The following is a 25,742-nucleotide window of genomic DNA, read 5'->3' as shown; positions in this document are numbered from 1 at the left end:
CGCTTAGTCCCAGCGGCCGCCGCGCCAGCCGCCGCGATCGCGCCACTCGTGCTCGCGCCATTCACGGCGACGCCACTCGTGTTCGCGCCATTCGTGCTCACGCCAGCCCTCGCCGCGCCAACCGTCATCGCGATAGCCGACCGGCGCATACATGACCGGCGGAGGCGGAGCCACGTAGACGGGCGCCGGCGCCGCGTAGACGCCCGGCACACCGATGCCGACCGACAGGTCGACGTGGGCCGACGCGACGCCCGAGGCTGCCAGCGCCGCTACACCAAGAACTGCACCGAGAACAAGTTTCTTGCTCATCTCGCGACTCCCTGCACGTGTCGTGCGTCATGTGAATACGGTTCGGAGTCTAGGCACGGGGCGCCGACACAGGTGAAACGGGTATGCGAGTCCCGTAACGGACGTTTACGGGCACGCGCAAAGCCTTGTCGGACAAGGGAGAGACGCGGTTCTACACACCGTTGCAACGGCGCATCGAGCCGGTAAAAAGGGGATTTTCGGCACGAAACCGGGCGATCGGAACGCGCCGGCGTGCGCTGGTGTGCCCGGAGTGCGAACCGCCCGCACCGTGCGCGAGCGGTTCGCCGGCGCGCGCGTTACGCGCGGATATCGTCGACGCTGCGTAGCCAGTGCACGCTGAACAGGTTGTCCGCGTCGGTCCACACGGTATCGGGCTCGAATCCTGCGCGGCGCGCGATCGCATGGAAGCCGTCGATCGTGAACTTGTGCGAGTTCTCCGTGTGGATGCGTTCGCCGGCTTCGAAGCGGAACGCATGGCCGCGCACGTGCACGGTCTGCGCGTTGTCGCTGACGAGATGCATCTCGATGCGCTGCCGCTCGCGGTCGTAGAACGCGCAATGCGAGAACGCGTCGAGATCGAAGTCCGCGCCGAGCTCGGCGTTCGCGCGCACGAGCAGGTTCAGGTTGAACTGCGCGGTCACGCCCTGCGCGTCGTTGTACGCGTGATGCAGCGTGCGCTCGTCCTTCACGAGATCGGCGCCGACCAGCAGGCCGCCGCCGCGCAGCAGCCGCGCGGCATCGCGCAGGAACGCGTCGGCCTCTTCCGGCGAGAAGTTGCCGATCGTCGAGCCGGGAAAGAAGCCGATGCGCCGCCGCGGCGTCGCGGTCAGTTCGGCCAGTTGCTCGGCCTTCGTGTAGTCGGCCGCGATCGGCGCGACGTCGAGCCACGGATAGGCCGAACGCAGCCGCGCGGCCGCGCCGTGCAGGTAGTCGGCCGAGATGTCGACCGGCACGTAGCGCGCCGGCGCGTTCGCGTAGTTGCCCGCGAACGCGTCGAGCAGCACGCGGATCTTCTCGAGCGAGCCCGCGCCGAATTCGACGATGTCCGCATGCGGGCCGACGCGCCGCACGATCTCCGCCGCGCGATCGCGCAGGATGCCGAGCTCGGTGCGGGTCGGGTAGTACTCGGGCAATTCGCAGATGCGGTCGAACAGCGCGGAGCCGGCCGCATCGTAGAAGTATTTCGGCGGAATGCTGCGCGGCGTGCGCGACAGTCCGTCGATCAGGTCGCGCTCGAACGCGCTCGGCCGCGATTCGCGGGCGGGTTGCAGGCCACCGCTCGTGGCCGTCAGATCAGACGTCTCGCGCAAGTCGCACCCCCGTGAATTGCCAGCGCGCGGCCGGCGGAAAGAAATTGCGGTACGTCGGCCGTTCGTGCCCGGGCGGCGTCGCGATGCTGCTGCCGCGCAGGACCTGCTGGCCGACCATGAACTTGCCGTTGTATTCGGCCGCGACACCTGCGAGCGGCCGAAAGCCCGGATACGGCTCGTAGGACGAGCGCGTCCACTGCCACACGTGCCCGAGCATCTGACTGATGCCGTCCGCGCCGAACGCGGCTTCCCATTCGAACTCGGTCGGCAGCCGCGCGCCGGCCCATTCCGCATACGCGGCCGCTTCGTAGAAGCTCACATGACACACCGGTGCGTCGGGCGCGAGCGGTTCGACGCCGTGCAGGCCGAACGTGCGCCGCACGCGCGTGGCGGCCGCATCGTCGTCGTCGGGCATCCAGTACGCGGGGCCTTGCCACCCTTCCCGCTGCACCGTCGCCCAGCCGTCCGACAGCCAGTACTCGGGGCGCGTGTAGCCGCCGTCGGCGACGAACGCCGCGAATTCCGCATTCGTCACGAGCCGGTTCGCGATCTCGTACGGCCGCACGAGTGCGGTGTGGCGCGGCCGTTCGTTGTCGAACGAGAACGTATCGCCGTCGTGGCCGATCTCGACGAGCCCGCCCGGCTGGTGCAGCCAGTGCTGCGCACCGGCATCGCCCGCGGCCATCGCGTCGCCGTCGATCCCGTTGCGCGGCCGGAAAGCCGGCTTCAGTGGGTTGCACGAGAACGCATGCAGCATGTCCGTGACGATCAGTTCCTGGTGCTGCTGCTCATGATGCAGGCCGAGCTCGAGCTCGGGCGCGATCGCGTCGAGCAGCGCCGGATCGGCGCCGGCCAGCGCCCGCAGCATCGCTGCGTCGACGTGCTGCCGGTACGCGTGCACCTCGTCGAGCGACGGACGCGTGAGCAGCCCGCGCTGCGGCCGCGGATGGCGCGGTCCGAGCGCTTCGTAATAGGAATTGAAGAGGAACTGGAAGGCGTCGTTGAACGGCGCGTAGCCGGACACGCGTCGCATCAGCACGACGGTTTCGAAGAACCAGGTCGTATGCGCGAGGTGCCATTTCGTCGGGCTCGCATCGGGCATCGACTGCACGGCCTGGTCTTCGGCGGACAGCGTCGCGGTCAACGCGACGCTATGGGCGCGCACGTCCTGGAAACGGCGCTGAAGCTGTGATGCAAGGAGGCTCATCGGTTTACCGTTCACGTCGCGATTCGCTGCGTTGCGTTGCCGGAAAAGGGAAAGCCTTGCGCGTGATGCGCGCGGCTGACTAGCGACCTGCTGCTGCGTCGTCGGGCAGCCGGCGCGCGCGCCGGGCCGCTGATGCGGCTTCACTTCATCTGCCCGTGCAGAACAGTATGGTCCAGAAATGTGAATGCTGCGAATCGGTATGCCGACGAAGCGCATTCGAAAGAAAAATGAAAGTGTTGGTTGTGCGCGTGTCGCGTGCGTGACAAGCCGTCGACGCGTGCCGGGACGCGGCCTTGCGGGCGGGCGCAACGCGCATGCCGGCTGTTGCGGCTACTGACGGCCCATGACATCCGCGCGGCGATCGTGATGGCATCGCCGATGCATGGGCTCTCGTCTGACAAACGCCGTCTCGTCGTTCGCTCGTGGTCGTCGGCGCCCTGCTGGCCCGCGTCCCCGTGTGCTCCGAAATTTTTTTTCGCGTCGATGTCACACACGCGGGGGGCTCGCTCGTCATATCACCGGAACCCACACGAAAGGAGAAGGAACCATGACTGCGAAACTCAATCCGTTTGCCGCCGCGCCCGCGCTGATGAAGAACTGGATGACCGTGTCGGTCGCCGCCGCCGGGAGTCTCGAGCCGACGCTGATCGAGCTGGTCAAGATCCGCGCATCGCAGATCAACGCGTGCGCGAACTGCATTAACATGCACACCGCCGAGGCGCGCGAGCAAGGCGAGACCGAGCAGCGCATCTACCTGCTGTCCGCGTGGCGCGAAGCGCCCTGCTATACCGACCGCGAACGCGCGGCGCTCGGCTGGACCGACGCGCTTACGCGGCTGTCCGAGGGCCACGCCGCGCACGAAGCGGCCTATGCGGCGCTGAACGACCACTTCAGCCAGGAGGAACAGGTGAAACTCACGCTGATGATCAACGTGATCAACGGCTGGAACCGGCTTGCCGTCGGCTTCGGGCTGTGGATCGATCCGGCCGACGCGAAGGCTGCTGCCGCGAAGATGGTGGCCTGATGACGCACCTCGATCCGGCCAAGGGCAGCGCCGAAGAACGGGCCGACGCGGCCGCGAGCTTCGACCCGCTGCGCCGCACGCTGATCCGCGTCGCGTACCGGATGCTCGGTTCCGTCGCGGATGCCGAGGACATGGTGCAGGAGGCGTTCATCCGCTGGATGGACGTCGACCGTACCGAAGTGCGCGTGCCCGAGGCGTTCCTGCGCCGCATGGTGATGCGCATGTGCCTCGACCAGCTGAAGTCCGCGCGGCACCAGCGCGAGACCTATATCGGCCCGTGGCTGCCCGAGCCGGTCGTCGAGGAAGACGAACAGGAAGACGTCACGCTGCCGCTGATGCTCGCGCTCGAACGGCTCTCGCCGCTCGAACGCGCGGCATTCCTGCTGCACGACGTGTTCGGCCTCGAGTTCGACGAAGTGGCCACGACGATCCAGCGCGACCCGGCCGCATGCCGGCAGCTCGCCGCGCGGGCGCGCACGCATGTGCGCGAGGCGCGGCCGCGTTTTCATGTCGAGAAGCAGCGCGGGATCGCGCTGGCCGAGGCGTTCTTCGCGGCATCGCGCAGCGGCGACATGCGTGCGCTCGGCGCGATGCTCGCCGAGGACGTGAGCCTGCATTCGGACGGCGGCGGCAAGCGCGCGGCAGCAGGCAAGCCGGTGTTCGGCTTCGAGCGCGTGATGAAGGTGCACGAATACCTGGCCGAACTGTTCGCCACGCACGCGTCGAAGCTCGTGCGGGCCGGGTTCGTCAACGGGCTGCCGGGTTTCGTTACGCTGGAATCGGATGGTGAGCTGCAGACGACGGCGCTCGAGATCGAGGACGGGAAGATCGTCGCGATCTATGTCGTGCGGAATCCTGACAAATTGAAGCATCTGCATTGACGATCGCGCAGGGGGCGCGTCGCCTGCCGTGCGCGTGTGCGATGGCACCCTCCGCACGCCTCTCGCCCGCCTCTTCCTGCTGCTCCGCCCTGCTTTGCCGATCGCGGGTTGTCGCGGTTACTGCGTCGCGCCCCCGACGTTGCTGATCATGATCATCAGGAAACCGAGCAGCGGCGTCGCGATCGCGAAACCGGTCGCCGCGAGCCAGTTCGTGCCGCCTTGCGCCTCCAGCAGCGCGAGAAACGATTCGTTGGACGTCGCGTTCGGGCGCAGCTTTTCGATCTTGCGTTCGACGTGCGTCTTGTAGATGTTGTTCCCGCACCAGCCGAGCGCAACGGCGATCCCGATGGTGACCGGATCGAGCGTGGTCGATTCGAAATATTTCGGGAAGTACAGCAGTTCGACCAGCGTGATGCCGAGCGTGACGCCCAGCACGGCGGCCGCCTGCCAGTACATGCATCGATACGCCATCCAGACCGGGCCCAGGAAACAGGCTGCCCAGTTCCAGGACTGCCGGTTCTTGCGCGATGCGGCGATCGTCCATTTCCGCTCGAACCACGCGGCTTTCTTGCCGACGTAAGCGGCGATCTCGTCGTTGCTCGCGGACGATGTGGTGGTCGTGGCCTCGGACATGGTCGTTTGCTCTCAGTCGCGCGGATCGCGCGTTTTTGTTGTGATGCGGTTTGGGTGCGCTGGGAATCAGACGGCTTGCGGTGCAGCGCGCTTCGATGCGCACACGATTCTACTCGGTGCGCATTGCGGGTCGGTATGCGGGTAAGGATGCGATGCCGCGGATCGCACAACGCATCGGGGCACCATGCGCTGTTTCGGCCGGGAAAAGAAAAACGCCACGCGAAGTTGCCGCGTGGCGTTTGTATGTTTGGCTAGCCGCATTGCCTGTAGGCAATTTGCGCTGCCGGACCCCTTCATTTTGTTCGTTGGTAGGCTCGATTGGATTCGAACCAACGACCCCCACCATGTCAAGGTGGTGCTCTAACCAACTGAGCTACGAGCCTAAGAAGCCGCGAATTATAGAGAGGGTTTTTGCAGAGCACAAGCCCCTTTGTGAAAATTGTTCGATCGACGGCGCTGCGCGCGGGATGGCGCCGATGCTCGCCCCGCGCGCGACGCGATCGCATCCGGGTTCATCCTCCTCACCGGGCGGGTGCGCGTTCCGCCATAATGGATTTGTCGCGAATCCGGATCCGGGTTCGCGAACGATAATCAAGCGCAGAAACCGGCTCGATCCGGCCGCGAGGAAACACGCGCGCATGGTGCACCGCTCGTCCCGCATTGCGCGGACCGGCGGCTTCTCGCGACGACAGACCGCAACCGGTGCATAACGATATCGGGGTGGGTATGGTCGCGCTCAATCTGGTGATTCCCTGCTTCAACGAAGAAGCCGTGTTGCCGGAAACCGTACGCCGGCTGACGGTCCTGCTCGACCGGCTTGCCGGCGACGGCGTCGTCGACGGTGCGAGCGGCGTGACGTTCGTCGACGACGGTTCGCGCGACCGGACCTGGTCGCTGATCGAAGGCTTCCATGCCGCCGATCCGCGCATCCATGGCCTCAAGCTGTCGCGCAACCACGGGCACCAGAATGCGTTGCTTGCCGGCCTGATGAGGGTAAACGGCGACGTGCTGATCAGCCTCGACGCCGATCTCCAGGACGACCTCGACGCGATCCCGCGCATGCTCGGCGAATACCACGCCGGTGCCGAGATCGTGTTCGGCGTGCGGCAGCGTCGCGACAGCGACGGCTTCTTCAAGCGCGTCAGCGCGCGCGCCTACTACCGGCTGCTGCGCCGCTTCGGCGTCGACATCTTGCCGGATCACGCGGACTTCCGGCTGATGAGCCGCCGCGCGATCGAGGAATTGCGCGGCTTCCGCGAAGTCAACCTGTTCCTGCGCGGCATCGTGCCGCTGCTCGGCTTCCGCACCGCGATCGTCCAGTACGACCGGCAACCGCGCTTCGCCGGCGAAAGCAAATATCCGCTGGTCAGGATGATCATGCTCGCGTCGGACGGCGTCGCGTCGTTTACGACGAAGCCGCTGCAATGGAGTGCGTACGTCGGCGGCCTGCTCGCGCTGGCGTCGACCGTGTGCGGCATCTGGGCGCTGTCGATCCGGCTGTTCACCGATCGCTCGGTCCCCGGCTGGGCGTCCACCGTGATCCCGATGTACTTTCTCGGCGGCCTGCAGTTGCTGTTCCTCGGCGTGATCGGCGGTTATGTCGCGAAGATCTATGCCGAGACGAAGCAGCGTCCGCGCTTCATCGTCGAGAAGACGCTATGACGCGCGATCGGTCCTGTGCCGCAACGATCCGGCGCCGGGCCGGCCGTGTGGACCTTTCCTGCCGCGGGTGTGCGCGATGGACGACTGCACGGTAAGCAGCCGCCTGCCGCGCGCATGGCCGTATCGCGCGGCGGATCGCGCGTTGCGCGCGCTGTTCGTTGCGACGGTTGCGGCGGCCGGCCTGCTGTTCTGGCTCGCGCCGCATCCGCCGATGGTCGATCTTCCGCAGCACGTGGCGCAGGTCGCCACACTGCACGACCTGCTGCTCGGCCAGTCGCCGTGGGCGCCGCTGCTGCGGATCAACCTGTTTACGCCCTACCTGCTCGGCTATGGCGCGGCGGCCGTACTGTCGTTTGCGATGCCGGTCACGGCCGCGTTCAAGGTCATGCTGACGCTGTCGTTCTACGGTTTCGTCGCCGCGTACATCGCGCTGCGCCGGCGTCTCGGCGCGGACCCGCGTCTCGACTGGCTGTGCGTGCCCGGGTTCTTTGGCTTCGCGTACGAATACGGCTTCTATTCGTACCTGGTCGCCGCACCAGTCGCGATGATCTTCCTGGCGTTCGCGCTCGATTATGCCGAGCGGCCAACGGCCCGCCGCGGCGCCGTGCTGGCGCTGGTGAATCTCGCGCTGTTTTTTTCGCACGGGCTGATCTTCGTGTTCGCGAACGCGATCGGCGGGTTGTTCCTGCTCGCGCGCCGGCCCCGCCCGTTACCGCGCGCGCTGCTCGCCGCGTGGCCGTATGCGGCCCTCGCGTTCGTCACCGTGCTGTACACGGTGTTGCATCGGGACGTCGACCTGGCGCCGATGTACCCATTCACCGTGATTTGGACCGTCAATCCGCTGCTGCGCATGGTCGCGGCCGTGATCTATCCGTGGGGCGTCAACGCCGACACCTATCTGCTGCCGGCCTTCCTGCTGATCGTCTCCGCGCCGTTCCTGATGGCGCCAAAGGCAAACCGGCACGTCGCCGCCTATGTGCCGGCGATCGTGGTGGCCGTCGTCTGGTTCGGCGTGCCGATGTTCGCGATCAACACGTTCTTCCTGTTTCCGCGCTTCGCGCTGTTCCTGTTTCCGTTCTATGCATTGATGTTCCAGGCGCCCGCGCCGGCGGACCCCGGCCGCGCGGGTATGCCGTGGCTCGCGCTGACGACGCAACTGATACTTGCCGTGATCTGCGCCGGTTTCATCGCGCAGCAAGGCGTGCGCGCGCTGCGCTTCGCCGACGAGAGCGCCGATTTCGACGTGGTCGCCAACGCGATCGAGCCCGCGCAGCGCGGCCTCGGGATCATCGTCGACAAGGCGAGCATGGCCACCGGCAACCCGTTCGTCTACGAGAACTTTCCGGTCTGGTATCAGGTCGAGCATCGCGGGTTCGTCGATTTCAATGCCGCACGGTTTCCGCCGCAGATCGTCCGCTTTCGGCTCGACCGGCTGCCCGGCGTCGGGCCGTCCGATATCTCGCCGCAGCCGCTGTACCTGCACTTCAACTGGCAGCGGCACCAGGGGCGCCTGTACCGGTATTTCTTCGTCCGCGCCGAGACACCGCTGCCGGACGCGTTTTTCGCCAATCCCGACTGCCGCGTCGTGCGCGTGAAGACGGCGGGCGAATGGTCGGTGTATGAGAAACAGGCTTGTCGGGGCGATTGATTGCACGGCTGTCGCAGGTCATGCGATGCGTCGTGCACCGATCGCGCCATCGGGAGATTGCGATGTCACTTGAATTCATCGCGGACGACGCGCCGCGGCCGTATGACGAGACCTTCTACCGGTACCAGCGCGAAGGATCGGTGCGATCCGCACGCGGCGTACTGCCGGGCATCAATGCGCTGCTGCGGCCCGCGAGCATCCTCGACGTCGGTTGCGGCGCCGGTGCGTGGCTCAGCGTGCATCGCGAGCTCGACGTGCAGGACGTCACCGGCATCGACGGCGACTATGTGGATCGTTCGGTGCTGCTGTTCGACCCGGCCCGCTTCGTGCCGGCCGACATTTCGAAGCCCTTCGATCTCAGGCGGTCGTTCGACCTCGTCCAGTGCCTCGAAGTCGGCGAGCACGTGCCGAAGGCGTCCAGCGAGGCACTGGTCGACAATCTCGTCCGGCATGGCAAGCGCGTGCTGTTTTCCGCCGCCGTGCCCGGCCAGGGCGGCGAAAACCACGTCAACGAACAGGGCTACGGGTTCTGGCGCGACCTGTTCGCACGGCGCGGCTACCTGCTGTTCGATTTCGTACGGCCGCTGATCGGCGCGGATACGCGCATCGAGCCGTGGTATCGCTACAACCTGCTGTTCTTCGTGGCCGCCGAGGAAGCGGAACGGCTGCCGGACGCGATCCGGCGACACCTCGTCGACAGCCGTTCGGGCGTACCGGACGTGTCGCCCCCCGGCTACAAGGCACGCAAGCTGCTGCTGCGCTGGCTGCCGGTACGCATCAAGACCCGCATCGCCGTCCTGAAGAGCCGCATGGTCGTCAATCGCTTGAAGCGCAACGGGGAAAACCGGTGAGACTGTCCGTCTACGTTCTCATTCTGGCCGGCGTGTTCCTGGCCGCGGCCGGCCAGGTCGCGTTCAAGGTCGGCGCCGACGGCCGCCACACACTCACCGAATTCATCAACGCGTGGGTCGCGCTCGGGCTGGTCTGCTACGGCGCCGGCACGGTGCTGTGGATCTTCGCACTGAGCAAGGCCGAGCTCACCGTCGTGTATCCGTTCACCGCGCTCACGTTCGTGCTCGTCTTTCTGGCCGGAATCGTGTTCCTCGGCGAGCGTGTGTCGTATGCGCAGTGGGGAGGCGTCGCAATGATCCTCGGCGGGCTGTACCTGATTGCGGCGGTTCGATAGCGAGCGGGTCGGCGTGCGGATTGCATCGCAAGTTATCCACAGCACCCTATGGATAACCGTTCTGCAAGCATCTGGATTCACAGTGGAACGATTGAGGATATCTGTGCGATCCGCGAATTCGACGGAAAGTTGTTCAATGCTTTCGCCAGCTGTGCACGCGCGTCGCCCGGGGTTATGCGTTCCGCATCGCGTTGATTTTTCAGGGGGTTAACCAGGTTATCCACTGTGGGGCACAGGGTTTGTTAACTGTTACTACGTATGTATACGCTTTCTGTTAACACCTTTGGATAAGCACAGTCCCGCGACTGTGATCCGGGCAGGATATGCACTGCGTGCGACGAGCAGATGAACGAAGCGGCAGGCTGTGGGGGATGCGAAGGATGTTCGACTGCCGTGTCCGTAGAATCGCCGGCATTCAGGATGCAACGACCTGGCGGACAGGTTCACGGCAATGACCGATTCTTCGTTGACCCGGCTCGACGCGCTCGATATCGATGCAGTCGTACACCGGTTGCAGCAATTCCCAGGCGACATCGTGTTCGAGCAGCGCGTGTCGATACCCGAAGCCGATGTGCTGTGTTGCCGCTACAAAGGCGAGCGATTCAACGTGAAGTTCGATCTGGACTACGGGGTGTGTGTCGATCGCGTTGGCGAGCTGTCCGGTGAAGACATCGCGAAGATCGTCAGATGGCTCAATCTGGGCGAGGCGATCGATGAAGACACCCGTCAATGAGACGCTTGTGATGGATGTTGCCGGCCATGTCGCTGTTGTCGTGACGGATGTGGCGGCCATCGCCGAGGCGCTGGTGCGGCTGGGCTTCGCTCGACAACCCGATCGCTGGGAACGCGCGATCGTGGACGATGACGATCGCCTCTCGCTCGTTGCCGCGCTTGTCGATCTCGACGCATTGTTTTCCGCGGGCCGCGACTGGAGTCCGCAAGCGCTCGTCGAGTATTACCGCGAGATCGGTGTCGTGCGACGCGGGTACCGGTCGATTGCGTGGCGCAGTCCGGAGCTATACGTCATCGAGCAACATTAATGCGGCGCGACGGATTGACGTTTTCTGCATACACGATGAAACCGAAGAAAAAGCAGGGTGATGAGAGCCGCTCTCGCAACGGGAGCCAGTGATTGGACCGATCGTTTGCCATCGGCACGGATACCTGTCAGCGGGATCCCGACTCCGTCGCGTGATGGTTCGGCACGTTATACATCCGAAGACGATCCATTGCAGCGGATTCCGGTTTCGGAGGCGGACGCTCACCTGTATTACTACCACTGCGATCAAGTCGGCACGCCATTGATGCTGACCGACGAACTCGGTGAGGTTGTGTGGGAAGCGATTTACAAGGCGTGGGGTGAAGCGAAGGAAATTGTTTCACGCGTCTCGCGCGCATCCGGGCACGCGGTGCGGAACGCGATTCGTTTTCAGGGGCAGCAACTGGATGACGAGACCGGGCTCGCCTATAACCGTCACCGCTACTACGACGCCGCGACAGCACGCTATGTGAGTGGCGATCCCATTGGCTTGTTGGGGGGCGTCAATCAATATCGCTATGTGTTGGCGCCGACCGCGTGGGTCGATCCGCTGGGGCTGAGCGAAGATCCTTGTTGCGGGTGCGGCGGCAAAGCGATTATCCGGCACTACGACACCGATTCGGCGACCGGGCATTACACGGTAGAGGTGGAGAGCGGCTATATGTCGGTTCACACGCTTCAGGTGACGGACAACGCGGCCGGAACCACCAAGATCGTGAACGAGAGGCGCGAACGCTATATGACCGGTGACCCGATTCTGCATACCGCAGAGGTTCCGTTGCCTGACGCAAAGGCAGCCTTGGCCTATCAGCAGTCTCAGATTGGAAAGACGTTGGGTGCCTATGACGAGCGTACGAACAGTTGTGTCGACCACGTCGCGAATGTGCTTCGAGCCGGGGGAGCGGATGTTCCGAAGGGGCCCTTGGGTCAGATGAGGTATCTCGGAAAGCTGGGTTTCAAGGCAAAGGTAAAGAAGGAATGAGATATCCGGGCGACCGGATTGGAAATCAAAGGTGAAATGATGCCGCTGGTGAATTGTGCATATCACGGACATGTCGGAGGCGAGCTCGTGACTCGTGCCGTGTCCGATCTCGTCAACGATCGTGGCAACTGGAAGCGTGGCTGCAGGGTCGTGCCGTTAACGCTAGTGCGCGATGAGATCGAGTTTCCTGGCTACATGCTCGAATCCGAAGAGACGAAACTGCTTGAATTGGGTGGGACGCGTGAAGGAGGAGGCGTCTATCGGTTCGACGACGACGAGTCGATGGAAACAGCGATCGGATTGTTGACGGCAACGTGTGTTGAATGCCTGAGGGAATTGATGGCCGGGCAGGATGCAGGGTAGGAGTGGCAAGCGCATCGCGGGAGATGGATGACCGGCAAGACGCTGCGCGTCGAAGCCGGTGCCGCGCTGCGTGGACCAAGAAGATTGCCGAGCAGGACTGCTCAGTGAAACCAAGATGACCGCATCGACATGATCGGCGGCGAATGGCGAAGGTCAGCGATGACGGACACGATCGAGCAGTACGACATGACGGACGATTCCACGCGGCGCAAGATTTTCTGGCTGCTTCAACGCCTGACGAGCCTGTCGCTCTGGACGCGCAAGCGCGATGCGTTTGCGCGATTTGCGAATGCGTACGAGCATGCAGTGAACACGTGGCCCGCGGATGATCCGGAGCCCATCCAGGACACTCACTTTCCGATCATCGCCGAGATTCTCGCTGCTTACGATCGAGGGCTGACCGAGCTGGCCCGAGGGAACCGGCACGTCTGGCAGCGCGGTGGGCCGCTGCAGCACGCGTCCAGGCAGTATGACCTTTTGGAAGCCTACTTCTATCCGAATCCCGATTACTGGGATCGCGGTGGGCAGGTTGCCCCGTACCCGCCGAAGATCGACGCGCTGGCCCAACTGCTGCACGCATCGGAATACCAGATGGAGTATGCGCCGTTCGGTCGGGAGGGTTACTTCGGAGACCTCGCAAAACTGCGCTCGGCAAGACGGCTGTTGTCCCCGGATGCCTATGCGCGCAACTTCTACAGGCTTCCGTACCCGGTGTTTCCGGAGGCGCTGCCCGCGGTTCCGCAAGCGGTGAGCCCGGTCATTTGGACCGGCCGGAAAGTGCCTTGCGACGGCATCTGGGAGCCTGTCGTCGTCAAGTGGTCGAGGCGACCGGGCATCGTGCCGATCGTCATGCCCGGTTTGCGTAATGGGGGTTGCTTCAATTATTTCATTCGGGGCACACGTGCGCCGAACATCACGGACGATTTCCCGGGAGTGTTCATCCCGACGTGCTGGCGATTGCTGTGGGAAGACCGTCGCTACGCGGACGGCGTCATTCCCGACGAATCGCAGTATTTCCTCGAGCCGCGGCAGGTGTCGCTGACAAACCTGGAGCGGTGATATTCGGAGAACACCATGAGCAAGCTGAATTTCGGCGCGGTCGATCCCAAACCAGAGGATCACGTCATCGGCATTACGTTCATGGCGAAACTGATTCCCGGCATGCGGGGGCTCGGCGACGCAAACCGGCTCGGGAAGTCGATCTATCACGTCATTTCGCCGGAGACGGGCGAGATTCTCGGGACTTATTTGACCAAGTGACTTCGGAGGCGGTGGAGGTGATCGGCCTTCGCATGTGGATAAACAAGGCACAAAACGATGCGAAATGCTGTGAAAGCAGAAGGTGAGCGTGCAGCCGGATCGCAGGCCAGGAGTGGATTTCGGTGAATTCTGACCGTGAAGGGCCGATCCGAATGCGCGAGCGCACAACTGGATGGAGACGGCTGACTCGACGACGTGGACGCATGCGGAATGTGCGCCGTGTCTCGTGCGCTTGTCGGCGGCCCGTATGTGGACAACTCACGCACCCGACCAATCGAATCGCTGTGCATCGAACAGGTGAGCACCTTGCATTCGGCTACGTGAATCAGCCAGAACGCCTTGTCTGGCAAGGCTTTGCCGGAATAGAGCGGGTGATATGGAGAGTGTTCGCGCGATCCGCCGTGATTGAATGCCTTGTGGATATCGCGCGCCCAAACAACCCGAAACGCTGTGCCGACCAAAGGTGAGCGAACCGACCGATGTCCGCATGGAGCATAACCATGATGGATGTGGACATCTTGCTCCGCAGCGACTCGAAACCCTGTGATTCTAAAGGTGAGGGTACCGAACACGCTCCACCGGTGTGGAAAACCAGCCGGCAAAGTCAGTCGGAACGCTGTGCAATCAACCGATGAGCGCAAGCGTACTCAAGTCCGCCGAGCCACACCGCATAAGGCCCTGCCGGCAACCACCGACCTCCAGCCGGGCGCGCATCGTACCACTCAAGTCTGCTGATCGAGCGCCTGCACGACTGCCTTTTCCCCGAGACTCCCCGCCGGCCCGACCACCGCATAATTGAGCCCGTTCACCGATCCATACCGCGTGAGCAGCGCGCCATCCACGCGTTGCCCGGCCGGCAGCAGCCGATGTTCCGATTCCGCTGGCCGGAGATAGAAGCTCAGCGTCCGCCCGGCCTCGTCCTCATAAAGCACCATCGCAGCAGTAGCGCCGCTGTCCGTCGTGAACAACCGCCCACCGACCGGCCGGAACCCCGCCGCGCTCAAATCCGGCAGCCTCGCCGACGCCCCCACGCGTTTGGTGAGCCACCCTTGCAAATCGCCCGCACCCGTCGGCCGGTAATCGACCTTCGCCGTCTGATCGACCACCATCATTCGGTAAGCCTTGACCGCATCGCTCATCGGCGCGATGGGCGGCGCCGCGTTCCACCCGCGCGCCTGCCACCCGCCGAACGTCCCCAGCCCGACGCAGAACACGAACGAAGCCGCTATCGCAAACCGCATCCGCGTGCGCTCCGCGCGCCGTGCGCGAATCGCAGCCGGATCGAGCGCCGGGTTGTCCGCCGGCATCCGCACGCTCTCCAGCGCCGCCCTCAACCGCTGCGCATCCTGCTGCCATCGCTTCACCTGTTCCGCGCGCTCCGGATGCAGCGCGAGATAACGCTCGACCGCGGCGCGCGCATCGTCGTCGAGCTGGCCGTCGACATAGGCCTGAAGGTCGTGTTCGTTCGGAGGCGTGTTCATTTCTTCATCAAGCGGAGAGAAGGAGCGGGAAGCTCGCCGTCGCTGAGCTGGCGCAGCGCCTGGCGCGCGCGGGAGAGCCGCGACATCACGGTGCCGATCGGCACGTCGAGCAGGTCGGCGACTTCCTGATAGGTGAAGCCCTCGACCGCGACCAGCAGTAGCAGGCTGCGCTGCTCGTCGGAGAGCCGGCCGAATGCTTCGAGCGTCGCGCGCGCCGCGAATTCGCGTTCGGCCGACGGCCAGTGCGCTTCGTCGTCGTCGCGGATGCGGCCGAGCAGCCACGCGTAGCGCTTCGCGCTGCGTTTGCCGTCGAGAAACTGCCGGTACAGGATCGTGAAGAGCCAGCTGCGCAGCGACGCGTCGTCGCGGCGGCTCGTCCAGCGCGACAGCGCGCGCTCGAGCGTCGACTGGACGAGATCGTCGGCCGCGTGGACGTCGCGCGCCAGCCAGAGCGCGAAGCGTCGCAGCCTGGGGAGGAGTTCGCGCAACGCTTCGTCGTCGAGGGCGGTGGAGGGCATGGCCGGGCCGGTTGCCGAAAGGGTCGAGATGCCGCGTAGGACGTCGGTCCGCGTCGATTATTCCATCAAGCAAAGGAAAAATTTTTTCGTGGAATAAAGCGGCGCGGGTGGCGTCCTACGCGGGTTCGACAATGATCTGACGATCGGGAGTGCATCTATGAAGCAATCTTCCTCTACTTCGCCGCAGCGCGAGCCCGGGCGCGGGTGGTGGCGCTGGGCCGCGATCGGCGGCGCGGTGGCCGGCGTGGCCGTCGCGTTCGGGTATGCCGGCGGGTGGCTCGCGCCGGCGCGTCTGACCCCGCAGCGGCTCGTCGACGCGCTGCAGACCAACAGCGGCGTCCATCCGGGCTACCGGCGCAATCACGCGAAGGGCGTGTGCGTGACCGGTTACTTCGAAGGCAACGGGGCCGCGAGCGCGTATTCGGTCGCGCCGTTCTTCAAGGCGGTACGCACGCCGGTGGTCGGGCGGTTCGCGCTGCCCGGCGGGAATCCGTATGCGCCCGACAGCAGCGTGCCGATCCGCAGCCTCGCGCTGAAGCTCACTGCGCCCGACGGCGAGCAATGGCGGACCGGGATGAATGCGATGCCGGTGTTTCCGGTGGCGACGCCGCAGGTGTTTTATCAGCTGACGGTGGCGACCCGGCCCGATCCGAAGACGGGCAAGTCCGATCCGGCGAAGGCGAAGGCGTTTTTCGGCGCGCATCCGGAGACGGCCGCGTTCCTGCAGTGGGTGAAGGGTGCGAAACCGAGCGCGAGTTACGTCACCGAGAGTTATTACGGGCTGAACGCGTTTTACTTCGTCGACGCGGCGGGCAAGCGGCAGGCGGTGAGGTGGCGCGTCGTGCCGGAGCAGACGGCCGGCGCCGGGGACGTCGCGACGGCCGCGGATCCGAACGTGTTGCAGCAGGACGTGACGCAACGCATCGCGGCGGGTGCGCAGAAGTGGAAGCTGCTGGTCACCCTTGCGGAGCCCGGCGATCCGGTGGACGACGCGACGAAGGTCTGGCCCGCGCAGCGGACGACGATCGATGCGGGCACGCTCGTGCTCGATCGCGTGGAGGCGCAGGACAGCGGGCCGTGCCGCGACGTGAATTACGACCCGACGGTGCTGCCGCAGGGGATTCAGGTGTCGGGGGATCCGTTGCTGGCGGCGCGCTCGGCGGCGTATGCGGATTCGTATCTGCGGCGGACCAGTGAAGAGGCTGGCGTGGCGGGGGTGGCCAAGTTGAGTTCGGAGGGGCGGTGATGAAGACTTCTACGACGTTTAGTCTGCCGGCGAGGGCGCTGCATTGGGTGATGGCAGCGATGATCGTCGCGATGCTGTTCATCGGGGTGGGGATGGTTTCGTCCGTCTCCGAGCGGCATGCGGTTCTGGTGGCGATTCATAAGCCGTTGGGTGTAGCAGTGCTGGTGCTGGTGTGTGTGCGGCTCGTGGTGCGGTTCTTGTCGAAGCCGCCGGCGTTGCCTGAGGATCTGCCGTGGTGGCAGAAGGTTGCCGCGCATGGGGCGCATCTCGTGCTGTATGCGCTGATGGTCGCGATGCCGCTGATCGGGTGGGCGATGCTTTCGGCCGGCGGGTATCCGGCGACGCTGGGCGGCGGCGTGCAGCTGCCGGCGCTGGTGTCGGCTGATCCGGTGACGTTTGCCTGGCTCAGGGTCGCGCATCGGGTGCTGGCGTATTTGTTCTTCGCTACGTTCCTCGCGCACTTTGCCGCGGCGCTGTACCACGGGTTGATTCGGCGGGATGGGGTGGTGAGGGCGATGGTGGGGAGGTAATCGACGGAAGGTTGAGTTCGCGGCGGCGGGGCGGTAGACGGGCGACCGAGGCTGCTCTTGCCGAGCCGCTTATATATGACCACTGGGTCGGCTCAGCGGCTCCCGGCTTAGCATGTCAAAAATATTTCACAAAGGGGGTTGCGGAGACCGGGGCAGGTGCTTAGAATCACGCCTCTTTCGCGCTAACGGAAACGAAGCGCGGGGGGAAGAAGGGAAGCGGTGCTGTTGAAGTTGGTTTTAGCGACTCCAGTGCACACGAAATTAAACCGCAGTCGTCGCAACGAAGTAGTTAAAAAAGTTGTTGACGAGTTTGAATAAACGGTTAATAATCTCGCTTCTCTGCTGCTGAAAACGCAGCGCTGCTGAGAAACACGACGTTCCTCGCAGAATGCTCTTTAAAAATTAACAGCCGATAAGTGTGGGCGCTTGATGGCAGCGAGCTGATCCTCGGATCAGAAAGCGAAAGTATCAAGAGTCTCACACTAAAGTAAGTCAGGTTTATGAAGTGATTCATATTCCTGTCAGCTTTGAGTGAGCGACCGGTTCGAAAGAACCGAAAACAGTAACAGGTTTAAACTGAAGAGTTTGATCCTGGCTCAGATTGAACGCTGGCGGCATGCCTTACACATGCAAGTCGAACGGCAGCACGGGTGCTTGCACCTGGTGGCGAGTGGCGAACGGGTGAGTAATACATCGGAACATGTCCTGTAGTGGGGGATAGCCCGGCGAAAGCCGGATTAATACCGCATACGATCTACGGATGAAAGCGGGGGACCTTCGGGCCTCGCGCTATAGGGTTGGCCGATGGCTGATTAGCTAGTTGGTGGGGTAAAGGCCTACCAAGGCGACGATCAGTAGCTGGTCTGAGAGGACGACCAGCCACACTGGGACTGAGACACGGCCCAGACTCCTACGGGAGGCAGCAGTGGGGAATTTTGGACAATGGGCGAAAGCCTGATCCAGCAATGCCGCGTGTGTGAAGAAGGCCTTCGGGTTGTAAAGCACTTTTGTCCGGAAAGAAATCCTTGGTTCTAATACAGCCGGGGGATGACGGTACCGGAAGAATAAGCACCGGCTAACTACGTGCCAGCAGCCGCGGTAATACGTAGGGTGCGAGCGTTAATCGGAATTACTGGGCGTAAAGCGTGCGCAGGCGGTTTGCTAAGACCGATGTGAAATCCCCGGGCTCAACCTGGGAACTGCATTGGTGACTGGCAGGCTAGAGTATGGCAGAGGGGGGTAGAATTCCACGTGTAGCAGTGAAATGCGTAGAGATGTGGAGGAATACCGATGGCGAAGGCAGCCCCCTGGGCCAATACTGACGCTCATGCACGAAAGCGTGGGGAGCAAACAGGATTAGATACCCTGGTAGTCCACGCCCTAAACGATGTCAACTAGTTGTTGGGGATTCATTTCCTTAGTAACGTAGCTAACGCGTGAAGTTGACCGCCTGGGGAGTACGGTCGCAAGATTAAAACTCAAAGGAATTGACGGGGACCCGCACAAGCGGTGGATGATGTGGATTAATTCGATGCAACGCGAAAAACCTTACCTACCCTTGACATGGTCGGAATCCTGCTGAGAGGTGGGAGTGCTCGAAAGAGAACCGATACACAGGTGCTGCATGGCTGTCGTCAGCTCGTGTCGTGAGATGTTGGGTTAAGTCCCGCAACGAGCGCAACCCTTGTCCTTAGTTGCTACGCAAGAGCACTCTAAGGAGACTGCCGGTGACAAACCGGAGGAAGGTGGGGATGACGTCAAGTCCTCATGGCCCTTATGGGTAGGGCTTCACACGTCATACAATGGTCGGAACAGAGGGTTGCCAACCCGCGAGGGGGAGCTAATCCCAGAAAACCGATCGTAGTCCGGATTGCACTCTGCAACTCGAGTGCATGAAGCTGGAATCGCTAGTAATCGCGGATCAGCATGCCGCGGTGAATACGTTCCCGGGTCTTGTACACACCGCCCGTCACACCATGGGAGTGGGTTTTACCAGAAGTGGCTAGTCTAACCGCAAGGAGGACGGTCACCACGGTAGGATTCATGACTGGGGTGAAGTCGTAACAAGGTAGCCGTATCGGAAGGTGCGGCTGGATCACCTCCTTTCCAGAGCTATCTCGCGAAGTTGAGCGCTCACGCTTATCGGCTGTTGATTAAGAACAGAAACTCTATCTGTCTGCGGTTAAACCGGTTATAATGCCGGCCGCTTTCAATAATCTTCAATGACAAATATTCGAATGAAGTTTGATTCGAGTCTTTTTCATTGGCGATTGAGCCAGTCAGAGTGATACGTAGCATGTATCGGCTGTCGTTCTTTAACAATCTGGAAGAAGTAAGTAATTTGGATAGCGGAAGCGTCTATGAGATGGACGTGGAAGTTATCCGGGTTGTGATTGTATCGATGTATCTCAAGATGATTCGAACTCTATGTTTGACTCAATTGGAATACGGCACAACGCGAAAACTCAACCTGTAACGACTGTCGGAGAGACAGACTCGTTATAGGGTCAAGCGAACAAGTGCATGTGGTGGATGCCTTGGCGATCACAGGCGATGAAGGACGCGGTAGCCTGCGAAAAGCTACGGGGAGCTGGCAAACGAGCTTTGATCCGTAGATGTCCGAATGGGGAAACCCGGCCCTTTTGGGTCATCCTAGACTGAATACATAGGTCTAGTGAAGCGAACGCGGTGAACTGAAACATCTAAGTAACCGCAGGAAAAGAAATCAACCGAGATTCCCAAAGTAGTGGCGAGCGAAATGGGATGAGCCTTGCACTCTTTATTTGTATTGTTAGCCGAACGCTCTGGAAAGTGCGGCCATAGCAGGTGATAGCCCTGTAGGCGAAAACAGTATGAAAGAACTAGGTGTGCGACAAGTAGGGCGGGACACGTGAAATCCTGTCTGAAGATGGGGGGACCATCCTCCAAGGCTAAATACTCGTGATCGACCGATAGTGAACCAGTACCGTGAGGGAAAGGCGAAAAGAACCCCGGGAGGGGAGTGAAATAGATCCTGAAACCGCATGCATACAAACAGTCGGAGCCTCGCAAGGGGTGACGGCGTACCTTTTGTATAATGGGTCAGCGACTTACGTTCAGTAGCAAGCTTAACCGTATAGGGCAGGCGTAGCGAAAGCGAGTCCGAATAGGGCGTTCAGTTGCTGGGCGTAGACCCGAAACCAAGTGATCTATCCATGGCCAGGATGAAGGTGCGGTAACACGTACTGGAGGTCCGAACCCACTAACGTTGAAAAGTTAGGGGATGAGCTGTGGATAGGGGTGAAAGGCTAAACAAACTTGGAAATAGCTGGTTCTCTCCGAAAACTATTTAGGTAGTGCCTCGTGTCTCACCTTCGGGGGTAGAGCACTGTCATGGTTGGGGGGTCTATTGCAGATTACCCCGCCATAGCAAACTCCGAATACCGAAGAGTGCAATCACGGGAGACAGACATCGGGTGCTAACGTCCGGTGTCAAGAGGGAAACAACCCAGACCGCCAGCTAAGGTCCCCAAATATAGCTAAGTGGGAAACGAAGTGGGAAGGCTAAAACAGTCAGGAGGTTGGCTTAGAAGCAGCCACCCTTTAAAGAAAGCGTAATAGCTCACTGATCGAGTCGTCCTGCGCGGAAGATGTAACGGGGCTAAGCTATATACCGAAGCTGCGGATGCGAGCTATGCTCGCATGGTAGGAGAGCGTTCCGTAAGCCTGCGAAGGTGCGTTGAAAAGCGTGCTGGAGGTATCGGAAGTGCGAATGCTGACATGAGTAGCGATAAAGGGGGTGAAAGGCCCCCTCGCCGTAAGCCCAAGGTTTCCTACGCAACGTTCATCGGCGTAGGGTGAGTCGGCCCCTAAGGCGAGGCAGAAATGCGTAGCTGATGGGAAGCAGGTCAATATTCCTGCACCATTGTTAGATGCGATGGGGGGACGGATCGCGGAAGGTTGTCCGGGTGTTGGAAGTCCCGGTCGCTGCATTGGAGAAGGCACTTAGGCAAATCCGGGTGCGCAATTCAAGGGTGTGGCGCGAGCTCCTTAGGGAGCGAAGCAATTGGAAGTGGTTCCAAGAAAAGCCTCTAAGCTTCAGTCTAACGATGACCGTACCGCAAACCGACACAGGTGGGCGAGATGAGTATTCTAAGGCGCTTGAGAGAACTCGGGAGAAGGAACTCGGCAAATTGGTACCGTAACTTCGGGATAAGGTACGCCCTTGTAGCTTGACTGGCCTGCGCCAGGAGGGTGAAGGGGTTGCAATAAACTGGTGGCTGCGACTGTTTAATAAAAACACAGCACTCTGCAAACACGAAAGTGGACGTATAGGGTGTGACGCCTGCCCGGTGCCGGAAGATTAAATGATGGGGTGCAAGCTCTTGATTGAAGTCCCGGTAAACGGCGGCCGTAACTATAACGGTCCTAAGGTAGCGAAATTCCTTGTCGGGTAAGTTCCGACCTGCACGAATGGCGTAACGATGGCCACACTGTCTCCTCCCGAGACTCAGCGAAGTTGAAGTGTTTGTGATGATGCAATCTACCCGCGGCTAGACGGAAAGACCCCATGAACCTTTACTGTAGCTTTGCATTGGACTTTGAACCGATCTGTGTAGGATAGGTGGGAGGCTATGAAACCGGAACGCTAGTTTCGGTGGAGCCGTCCTTGAAATACCACCCTGGTTTGTTTGAGGTTCTAACCTTGGCCCGTGATCCGGGTCGGGGACAGTGCATGGTAGGCAGTTTGACTGGGGCGGTCTCCTCCCAAAGCGTAACGGAGGAGTACGAAGGTACGCTAGGTACGGTCGGAAATCGTGCTGATAGTGCAATGGCATAAGCGTGCTTAACTGCGAGACCGACAAGTCGAGCAGGTGCGAAAGCAGGTCATAGTGATCCGGTGGTTCTGTATGGAAGGGCCATCGCTCAACGGATAAAAGGTACTCTGGGGATAACAGGCTGATACCGCCCAAGAGTTCATATCGACGGCGGTGTTTGGCACCTCGATGTCGGCTCATCTCATCCTGGGGCTGTAGCCGGTCCCAAGGGTATGGCTGTTCGCCATTTAAAGAGGTACGTGAGCTGGGTTTAAAACGTCGTGAGACAGTTTGGTCCCTATCTGCCGTGGGCGTTGGATATTTGAAGGGGGCTGCTCCTAGTACGAGAGGACCGGAGTGGACGAACCTCTGGTGTACCGGTTGTCACGCCAGTGGCATCGCCGGGTAGCTATGTTCGGAAGAGATAACCGCTGAAAGCATCTAAGCGGGAAACTCGCCTTAAGATGAGATATCCCTGGGGACTAGATCCCCTTGAAGGGTCGTTCGAGACCAGGACGTTGATAGGTCAGGTGTGTAAGCGCAGTAATGCGTTCAGCTAACTGATACTAATTGCCCGTAAGGCTTGATCCTATAACAAGTCTGTCTCGATAGCCGTTAGCGCTTCAGCGCTTACGGATATCGAGCGTCGAGTGCAAGACACTCGACGTACGACGGTTGAAGTACCGCGTACGTGTGAGATACAGCTCACAACCCCAAAATTACTGCTTCTTCCCGATTGGTCGCGCTGCGAAGCAACGCGACAACCCTCTTTGCCTGATGACCATAGCGAGTCGGTCCCACCCCTTCCCATCCCGAACAGGACCGTGAAACGACTCTACGCCGATGATAGTGCGGATTCCCGTGTGAAAGTAGGTAATCGTCAGGCTCCCTAAGCCAGAAACCCCCGCCCGTAAAGGCGGGGGTTTTTGCATTGGGGCGACGGAAATCTAGATCTCGATGAACGACGAATCCTGCGACGCAATCAGGCGCGGTGACGGGGAACACTGGCAGGCACATACATCGTCGCTCAATCCGGCCTACCTATGGAAAAAAGTTGAAGCGATCGTGCCGGGCAAGGAAGCCATGTGGTCGATGGCTGGATGCCCCTTCGTTCCTCAAAGCGGTAATCGGGCTGAGGCTGTCCCTAGCACGACCTACCTGCTGAATTTAGGCGCTGCGTTGCCATCGCGAGCGCGATGCGCCGCCAGACACCGAGGCTCATCATCGTCCAAGCTCGGGAAGTGAAGCACGGTTCGAATGGCCCGATCCGCGTTCAATTGGTGCTGGCATTAACAAACCCGATCAAAGCCGTCTCAAACTAACTAAACTCAATTAAAATAGTTTAGACTCTATTCAGCTACCGCCATTCTGGCGGAGCTTTTCTGTTTGGGTACAGACATGGACGACCGCTGGCTCTCTGTCGATGAAATCGCCGACTACCTCGGTGTAGCCAAAGACACCATCTATACCTGGGTGACCTCCAAAGGCATGCCGGGGCACAAGGTCGGGCGCTTCTGGAAGTTCAAGAAGGAAGACGTGGACGCCTGGGTGAGAGAGGGCGGTGCCGCTGCCAGTAGTGATGACTTTGACGACAAGGAGCCGCGCAATGCCTAAGCAGCGCTCCGCACAGGACAACAACGAAATGAGTGACCTGGATCAAGAAGCCCAAGCGCCCGAGAGCGCGCTCGAAGAGGGCAAGGTCTTTGACTACATCACCGGCAACCCGGTAAAGGACAGCGACAAGGAGCAAGTCCGCCAGCGCATTGCTCGCGCCATCATTCATGAGTACGGCATCGCCGCCGAAGACATGGAGCCTGACTTCAAGGTCAAGGTGAAGGGCAAGAACAGGAAACTCGACATCGCCATCTTCAAGCCAGGCCAAGCGCACAAGGTGGACAACCTCTACCGCGCCGTAGTAGTTGAAAAGGAGCCCAAGCTCGGAACCAAGGGTGCCTACCGCATGCGTGACCCGGAAGAGGCGCGTAAAGAGTTCGAGGTGCTTGAAACCGTGATGGCTGAAGTCGAGAGCTGCAACTACGGCCTGTGGACAAACGGCCTGGAATTCTTCTTCTTCAAGAAGGAGGTCACTCGCTTCGACACCAAATTCAAACCAATTGGTGACTGGCCCTTGGGTGACGATACCTTCAGTGTCGAAGGCCGCTCCATGGGCCGCCTACGTCGCGCCGATCCGGTCATGTTGCGCACGGCGTTTCGCCGCTGCCACAACTACATCCACGGCAACGAAGGCATGCCCAAGGACGCTGCCTTCTGGCAGTTCCTGTACCTCATCTTCTGCAAGATGTATGACGAACAGCAGCCCAACGACGCACGCCGTTTTTGGGTGGGGCCGTTCGAGCCATTTGAAGTAGCTGGGCGCGAGCAAATCCGTCTCCGTATCAGGCCGCTTTTTGAGGCAGTGAAGAAGAAATACGACGGTCTGTTCAAAGGCAACGAAGAGATCAACCTGTCTGACCGGGCCTTGGCCTTCATTGTTTCAGAGCTGGCCCGCTACGACTTTGGGCGCACCGATGTGGATGCCAAGGGCACGGCTTACCAAGAGATCGTCGGCACCAATCTGCGCGGAGATCGCGGCCAGTACTTCACACCACGTGGTGCCATCAGCTTGGTCGTCAAGATGCTGGCCCCAAAAGAGCATGAGCGCGTGCTGGACTCGTCCTGCGGCACGGGCGGTTTCCTGGTCGAGACCCTGAACTACTTGAACAAGGTCTTCCACGAAGAGAAGCGCATCAAGGCGGGCGACGAGAACACTGAGGAGTTCGCCTCCATCCGTGACCGACTGGCAAACTACGCGGCCAACAACCTGTTCGGCGCTGACTTCGACCCCTTCCTGGTTCGCGCCGCACAGATGAACGTTATGATGGCCGGTAACTCACTGGGCCACCTGTATCACATGAACTCACTAGAGTTCCCTCTGGGACATCTTCCTGGCGTCCAGGCGGCGAAAGATGCCATCCCGCTCGGCACGATTGATGTCTTGATGACCAACCCGCCGTTCGGGTCGGACATCCCCGTCACCGAGAAGACCATCCTGGAGCAGTACGAGTTGGCTCGCCGTTGGGAGCGGCAAGGCGACGGCTTCGTGATGACCAACGTGGTCAAGCCTGCAGTGGCACCTGAAACGCTTTTCATCGAAAGGTGTGTGCGGTGGCTCCGGCCAAACGGACGACTTGGTATCGTGTTACCTAATGGTGTCCTTGGAAATCCAGGCGACGAGTACATCCGGCATTGGATTCTTCGTCATTGTTGGGTTTTGGCAAGCGTTGAGTTGCCCGTCGAGTCTTTCATCGTCGAAGCCAATGTCAACATTCAAACCACTTTGCTGTTCTTGAAGCGAAAGCCTATTGAAGTCATCCAAGCAGAGGATTTGGGCCATAAACAAGACTACCCCGTTTTCATGGCGGTTGCCGATAAAGTGGGTTTCGATCGTCGTGGCAACACCTTATACAAGCGTAGCCCTGATGGCGAAGAGATCCTAGTGGATGTTAGCCACGAAGAGAAAGTCCGCATCGCTGGTGGTCTGCACGTGCGCACGCTCCATCGCAAAGAGCGCATTCTCGACGATGATTTGCCCGCAATCGCCAGGGCTTATGCTGAGTTCCGCATCCAGTATCCGGAGCCAAGAAAATGAGCATGCTTACCCAAAGGT

The 25,742-nt window shown here is 61.1% G+C and carries 22 protein-coding genes, 1 tRNA gene and 3 rRNA genes; 19 read left to right on the top strand and 7 right to left on the bottom strand.

The genetic code is table 11. The annotated features are described in order from the left end of the window. Positions 1 to 3: 3 nt before the first annotated feature. The 3 genes from LXM88_RS05225 to egtB all read right to left on the bottom strand — a co-directional run bounded on the left by LXM88_RS05225 (position 4) and on the right by egtB (position 2,826). On the bottom strand, positions 4 to 309 hold the full coding sequence (locus LXM88_RS05225) for a hypothetical protein (protein WP_262539258.1): 306 nt from the start codon (positions 307 to 309) through the stop codon (positions 4 to 6). Between the two features lie 296 nt (positions 310 to 605). Next, positions 606 to 1,619 carry an L-histidine N(alpha)-methyltransferase gene (gene egtD / locus LXM88_RS05220; protein WP_262539257.1) on the bottom strand — a complete coding sequence of 338 codons (1,014 nt, stop codon included), beginning with the start codon at positions 1,617 to 1,619 and terminating at the stop codon, positions 606 to 608. Beyond that, positions 1,603 to 2,826, bottom strand: a complete 1,224-nt coding sequence (gene egtB, locus LXM88_RS05215) for an ergothioneine biosynthesis protein EgtB (protein WP_262539256.1) — start codon at positions 2,824 to 2,826, stop codon at positions 1,603 to 1,605. Before egtB ends, egtD begins: the two co-directional genes overlap by 17 nt. Positions 2,827 to 3,373: 547 nt before the next feature. On the opposite strand from egtB, the gene LXM88_RS05210 reads away from it, so the two are divergent. Then, positions 3,374 to 3,850 carry a carboxymuconolactone decarboxylase family protein gene (locus LXM88_RS05210; protein WP_047899397.1) on the top strand — a complete coding sequence of 159 codons (477 nt, stop codon included), beginning with the start codon at positions 3,374 to 3,376 and terminating at the stop codon, positions 3,848 to 3,850. Beyond that, complete coding sequence (locus LXM88_RS05205) at positions 3,850 to 4,731, top strand: sigma-70 family RNA polymerase sigma factor (protein WP_262539255.1); 882 nt, start codon at positions 3,850 to 3,852, stop codon at positions 4,729 to 4,731. The genes LXM88_RS05210 and LXM88_RS05205 overlap by 1 nt, the downstream gene beginning before the upstream one ends. A 117-nt stretch (positions 4,732 to 4,848) precedes the next feature. On the opposite strand, the gene LXM88_RS05200 is transcribed toward LXM88_RS05205, so the two are convergent. Further along, positions 4,849 to 5,364: a DUF2628 domain-containing protein gene (locus tag LXM88_RS05200; RefSeq protein WP_262539254.1), complete on the bottom strand. Its 516-nt coding sequence runs from the start codon at positions 5,362 to 5,364 to the stop codon at positions 4,849 to 4,851. A 306-nt stretch (positions 5,365 to 5,670) separates the two neighbouring features. Next, a tRNA-Val gene (locus tag LXM88_RS05195) sits at positions 5,671 to 5,747 on the bottom strand. A 343-nt stretch (positions 5,748 to 6,090) separates the two neighbouring features. Here LXM88_RS05195 and LXM88_RS05190 point away from each other — a divergent pair. From LXM88_RS05190 to LXM88_RS05145, 10 genes are all read left to right on the top strand, one after another. Continuing rightward, a complete protein-coding gene (locus LXM88_RS05190) occupies positions 6,091 to 7,026 on the top strand; it encodes a glycosyltransferase family 2 protein (RefSeq protein ID WP_262539253.1) in 936 nt (311 codons plus the stop codon). Between the two features lie 76 nt (positions 7,027 to 7,102). Next, positions 7,103 to 8,674 (top strand): hypothetical protein, encoded by a 1,572-nt coding sequence (locus LXM88_RS05185; RefSeq protein ID WP_262539252.1) that lies wholly within the window; start codon positions 7,103 to 7,105, stop codon positions 8,672 to 8,674. Between the two features lie 62 nt (positions 8,675 to 8,736). After that, positions 8,737 to 9,525 (top strand): class I SAM-dependent methyltransferase, encoded by a 789-nt coding sequence (locus tag LXM88_RS05180; RefSeq protein WP_262539251.1) that lies wholly within the window; start codon positions 8,737 to 8,739, stop codon positions 9,523 to 9,525. Continuing rightward, positions 9,522 to 9,860 (top strand): EamA family transporter, encoded by a 339-nt coding sequence (locus tag LXM88_RS05175; RefSeq protein WP_262539250.1) that lies wholly within the window; start codon positions 9,522 to 9,524, stop codon positions 9,858 to 9,860. Before LXM88_RS05180 ends, LXM88_RS05175 begins: the two co-directional genes overlap by 4 nt. 451 nt (positions 9,861 to 10,311) lie before the next feature. Further along, complete coding sequence (locus tag LXM88_RS05170; protein ID WP_262539249.1) at positions 10,312 to 10,593, top strand: hypothetical protein; 282 nt, start codon at positions 10,312 to 10,314, stop codon at positions 10,591 to 10,593. Next, complete coding sequence (locus LXM88_RS05165) at positions 10,574 to 10,900, top strand: hypothetical protein (protein WP_262539248.1); 327 nt, start codon at positions 10,574 to 10,576, stop codon at positions 10,898 to 10,900. The genes LXM88_RS05170 and LXM88_RS05165 overlap by 20 nt, the downstream gene beginning before the upstream one ends. Before the next feature lie 60 nt (positions 10,901 to 10,960). Next, positions 10,961 to 11,881, top strand: coding sequence for an RHS repeat-associated core domain-containing protein (locus LXM88_RS05160; RefSeq protein WP_412524125.1), 921 nt, complete (start codon positions 10,961 to 10,963; stop codon positions 11,879 to 11,881). Between the two features lie 18 nt (positions 11,882 to 11,899). Continuing rightward, a complete protein-coding gene (locus LXM88_RS05155; protein WP_262539247.1) occupies positions 11,900 to 12,244 on the top strand; it encodes a hypothetical protein in 345 nt (114 codons plus the stop codon). A gap of 159 nt (positions 12,245 to 12,403) precedes the next feature. Next, the gene (locus LXM88_RS05150; protein WP_262539246.1) at positions 12,404 to 13,303 is read left to right on the top strand and encodes an Imm72 family immunity protein; all 900 of its coding nucleotides are present in this window, start codon (positions 12,404 to 12,406) and stop codon (positions 13,301 to 13,303) included. 15 nt (positions 13,304 to 13,318) lie between these two features. After that, complete coding sequence (locus tag LXM88_RS05145) at positions 13,319 to 13,504, top strand: hypothetical protein (protein ID WP_262539245.1); 186 nt, start codon at positions 13,319 to 13,321, stop codon at positions 13,502 to 13,504. Between the two features lie 722 nt (positions 13,505 to 14,226). Here the strand turns inward: LXM88_RS05145 and LXM88_RS05140 are convergent. Next, positions 14,227 to 14,985, bottom strand: a complete 759-nt coding sequence (locus LXM88_RS05140) for an anti-sigma factor family protein (RefSeq protein WP_262539244.1) — start codon at positions 14,983 to 14,985, stop codon at positions 14,227 to 14,229. Then, positions 14,982 to 15,503, bottom strand: coding sequence for a sigma-70 family RNA polymerase sigma factor (locus LXM88_RS05135; protein ID WP_034183763.1), 522 nt, complete (start codon positions 15,501 to 15,503; stop codon positions 14,982 to 14,984). Before LXM88_RS05135 ends, LXM88_RS05140 begins: the two co-directional genes overlap by 4 nt. Positions 15,504 to 15,660: 157 nt before the next feature. Here LXM88_RS05135 and LXM88_RS05130 point away from each other — a divergent pair, with 157 nt between their 5' ends. The 7 genes from LXM88_RS05130 to mads2 all read left to right on the top strand — a co-directional run bounded on the left by LXM88_RS05130 (position 15,661) and on the right by mads2 (position 25,724). Then, the gene (locus LXM88_RS05130) at positions 15,661 to 16,749 is read left to right on the top strand and encodes a catalase family peroxidase (RefSeq protein ID WP_262539243.1); all 1,089 of its coding nucleotides are present in this window, start codon (positions 15,661 to 15,663) and stop codon (positions 16,747 to 16,749) included. Next, on the top strand, positions 16,749 to 17,279 hold the full coding sequence (locus LXM88_RS05125) for a cytochrome b (protein ID WP_262539242.1): 531 nt from the start codon (positions 16,749 to 16,751) through the stop codon (positions 17,277 to 17,279). The genes LXM88_RS05130 and LXM88_RS05125 overlap by 1 nt, the downstream gene beginning before the upstream one ends. Positions 17,280 to 17,852: 573 nt before the next feature. Further along, a 16S ribosomal RNA gene (locus LXM88_RS05120) occupies positions 17,853 to 19,385 on the top strand. A 399-nt stretch (positions 19,386 to 19,784) separates the two neighbouring features. Continuing rightward, positions 19,785 to 22,666: ribosomal RNA gene (locus tag LXM88_RS05115) — 23S ribosomal RNA — on the top strand. A gap of 182 nt (positions 22,667 to 22,848) precedes the next feature. Next, positions 22,849 to 22,961: ribosomal RNA gene (rrf, locus tag LXM88_RS05110) — 5S ribosomal RNA — on the top strand. Together the 16S, 23S and 5S rRNA genes form the textbook arrangement of a ribosomal RNA operon. 512 nt (positions 22,962 to 23,473) lie before the next feature. Continuing rightward, complete coding sequence (gene mads1, locus LXM88_RS05105; protein WP_103524192.1) at positions 23,474 to 23,689, top strand: methylation-associated defense system helix-turn-helix domain-containing protein MAD1; 216 nt, start codon at positions 23,474 to 23,476, stop codon at positions 23,687 to 23,689. After that, positions 23,682 to 25,724 carry a methylation-associated defense system DNA methyltransferase MAD2 gene (gene mads2, locus LXM88_RS05100; protein WP_262539241.1) on the top strand — a complete coding sequence of 681 codons (2,043 nt, stop codon included), beginning with the start codon at positions 23,682 to 23,684 and terminating at the stop codon, positions 25,722 to 25,724. The genes mads1 and mads2 overlap by 8 nt, the downstream gene beginning before the upstream one ends. Positions 25,725 to 25,742 lie beyond the last annotated feature (18 nt).

The sequence above is a fragment of the Burkholderia sp. S-53 genome (assembly GCF_025560745.1).
GTDB classification, from domain to species: domain Bacteria; phylum Pseudomonadota; class Gammaproteobacteria; order Burkholderiales; family Burkholderiaceae; genus Burkholderia; species Burkholderia pyrrocinia.
The sequence above is the reverse complement of the archived record's forward strand: the minus strand, read 5'-3'. Positions and strand labels throughout refer to the sequence as shown.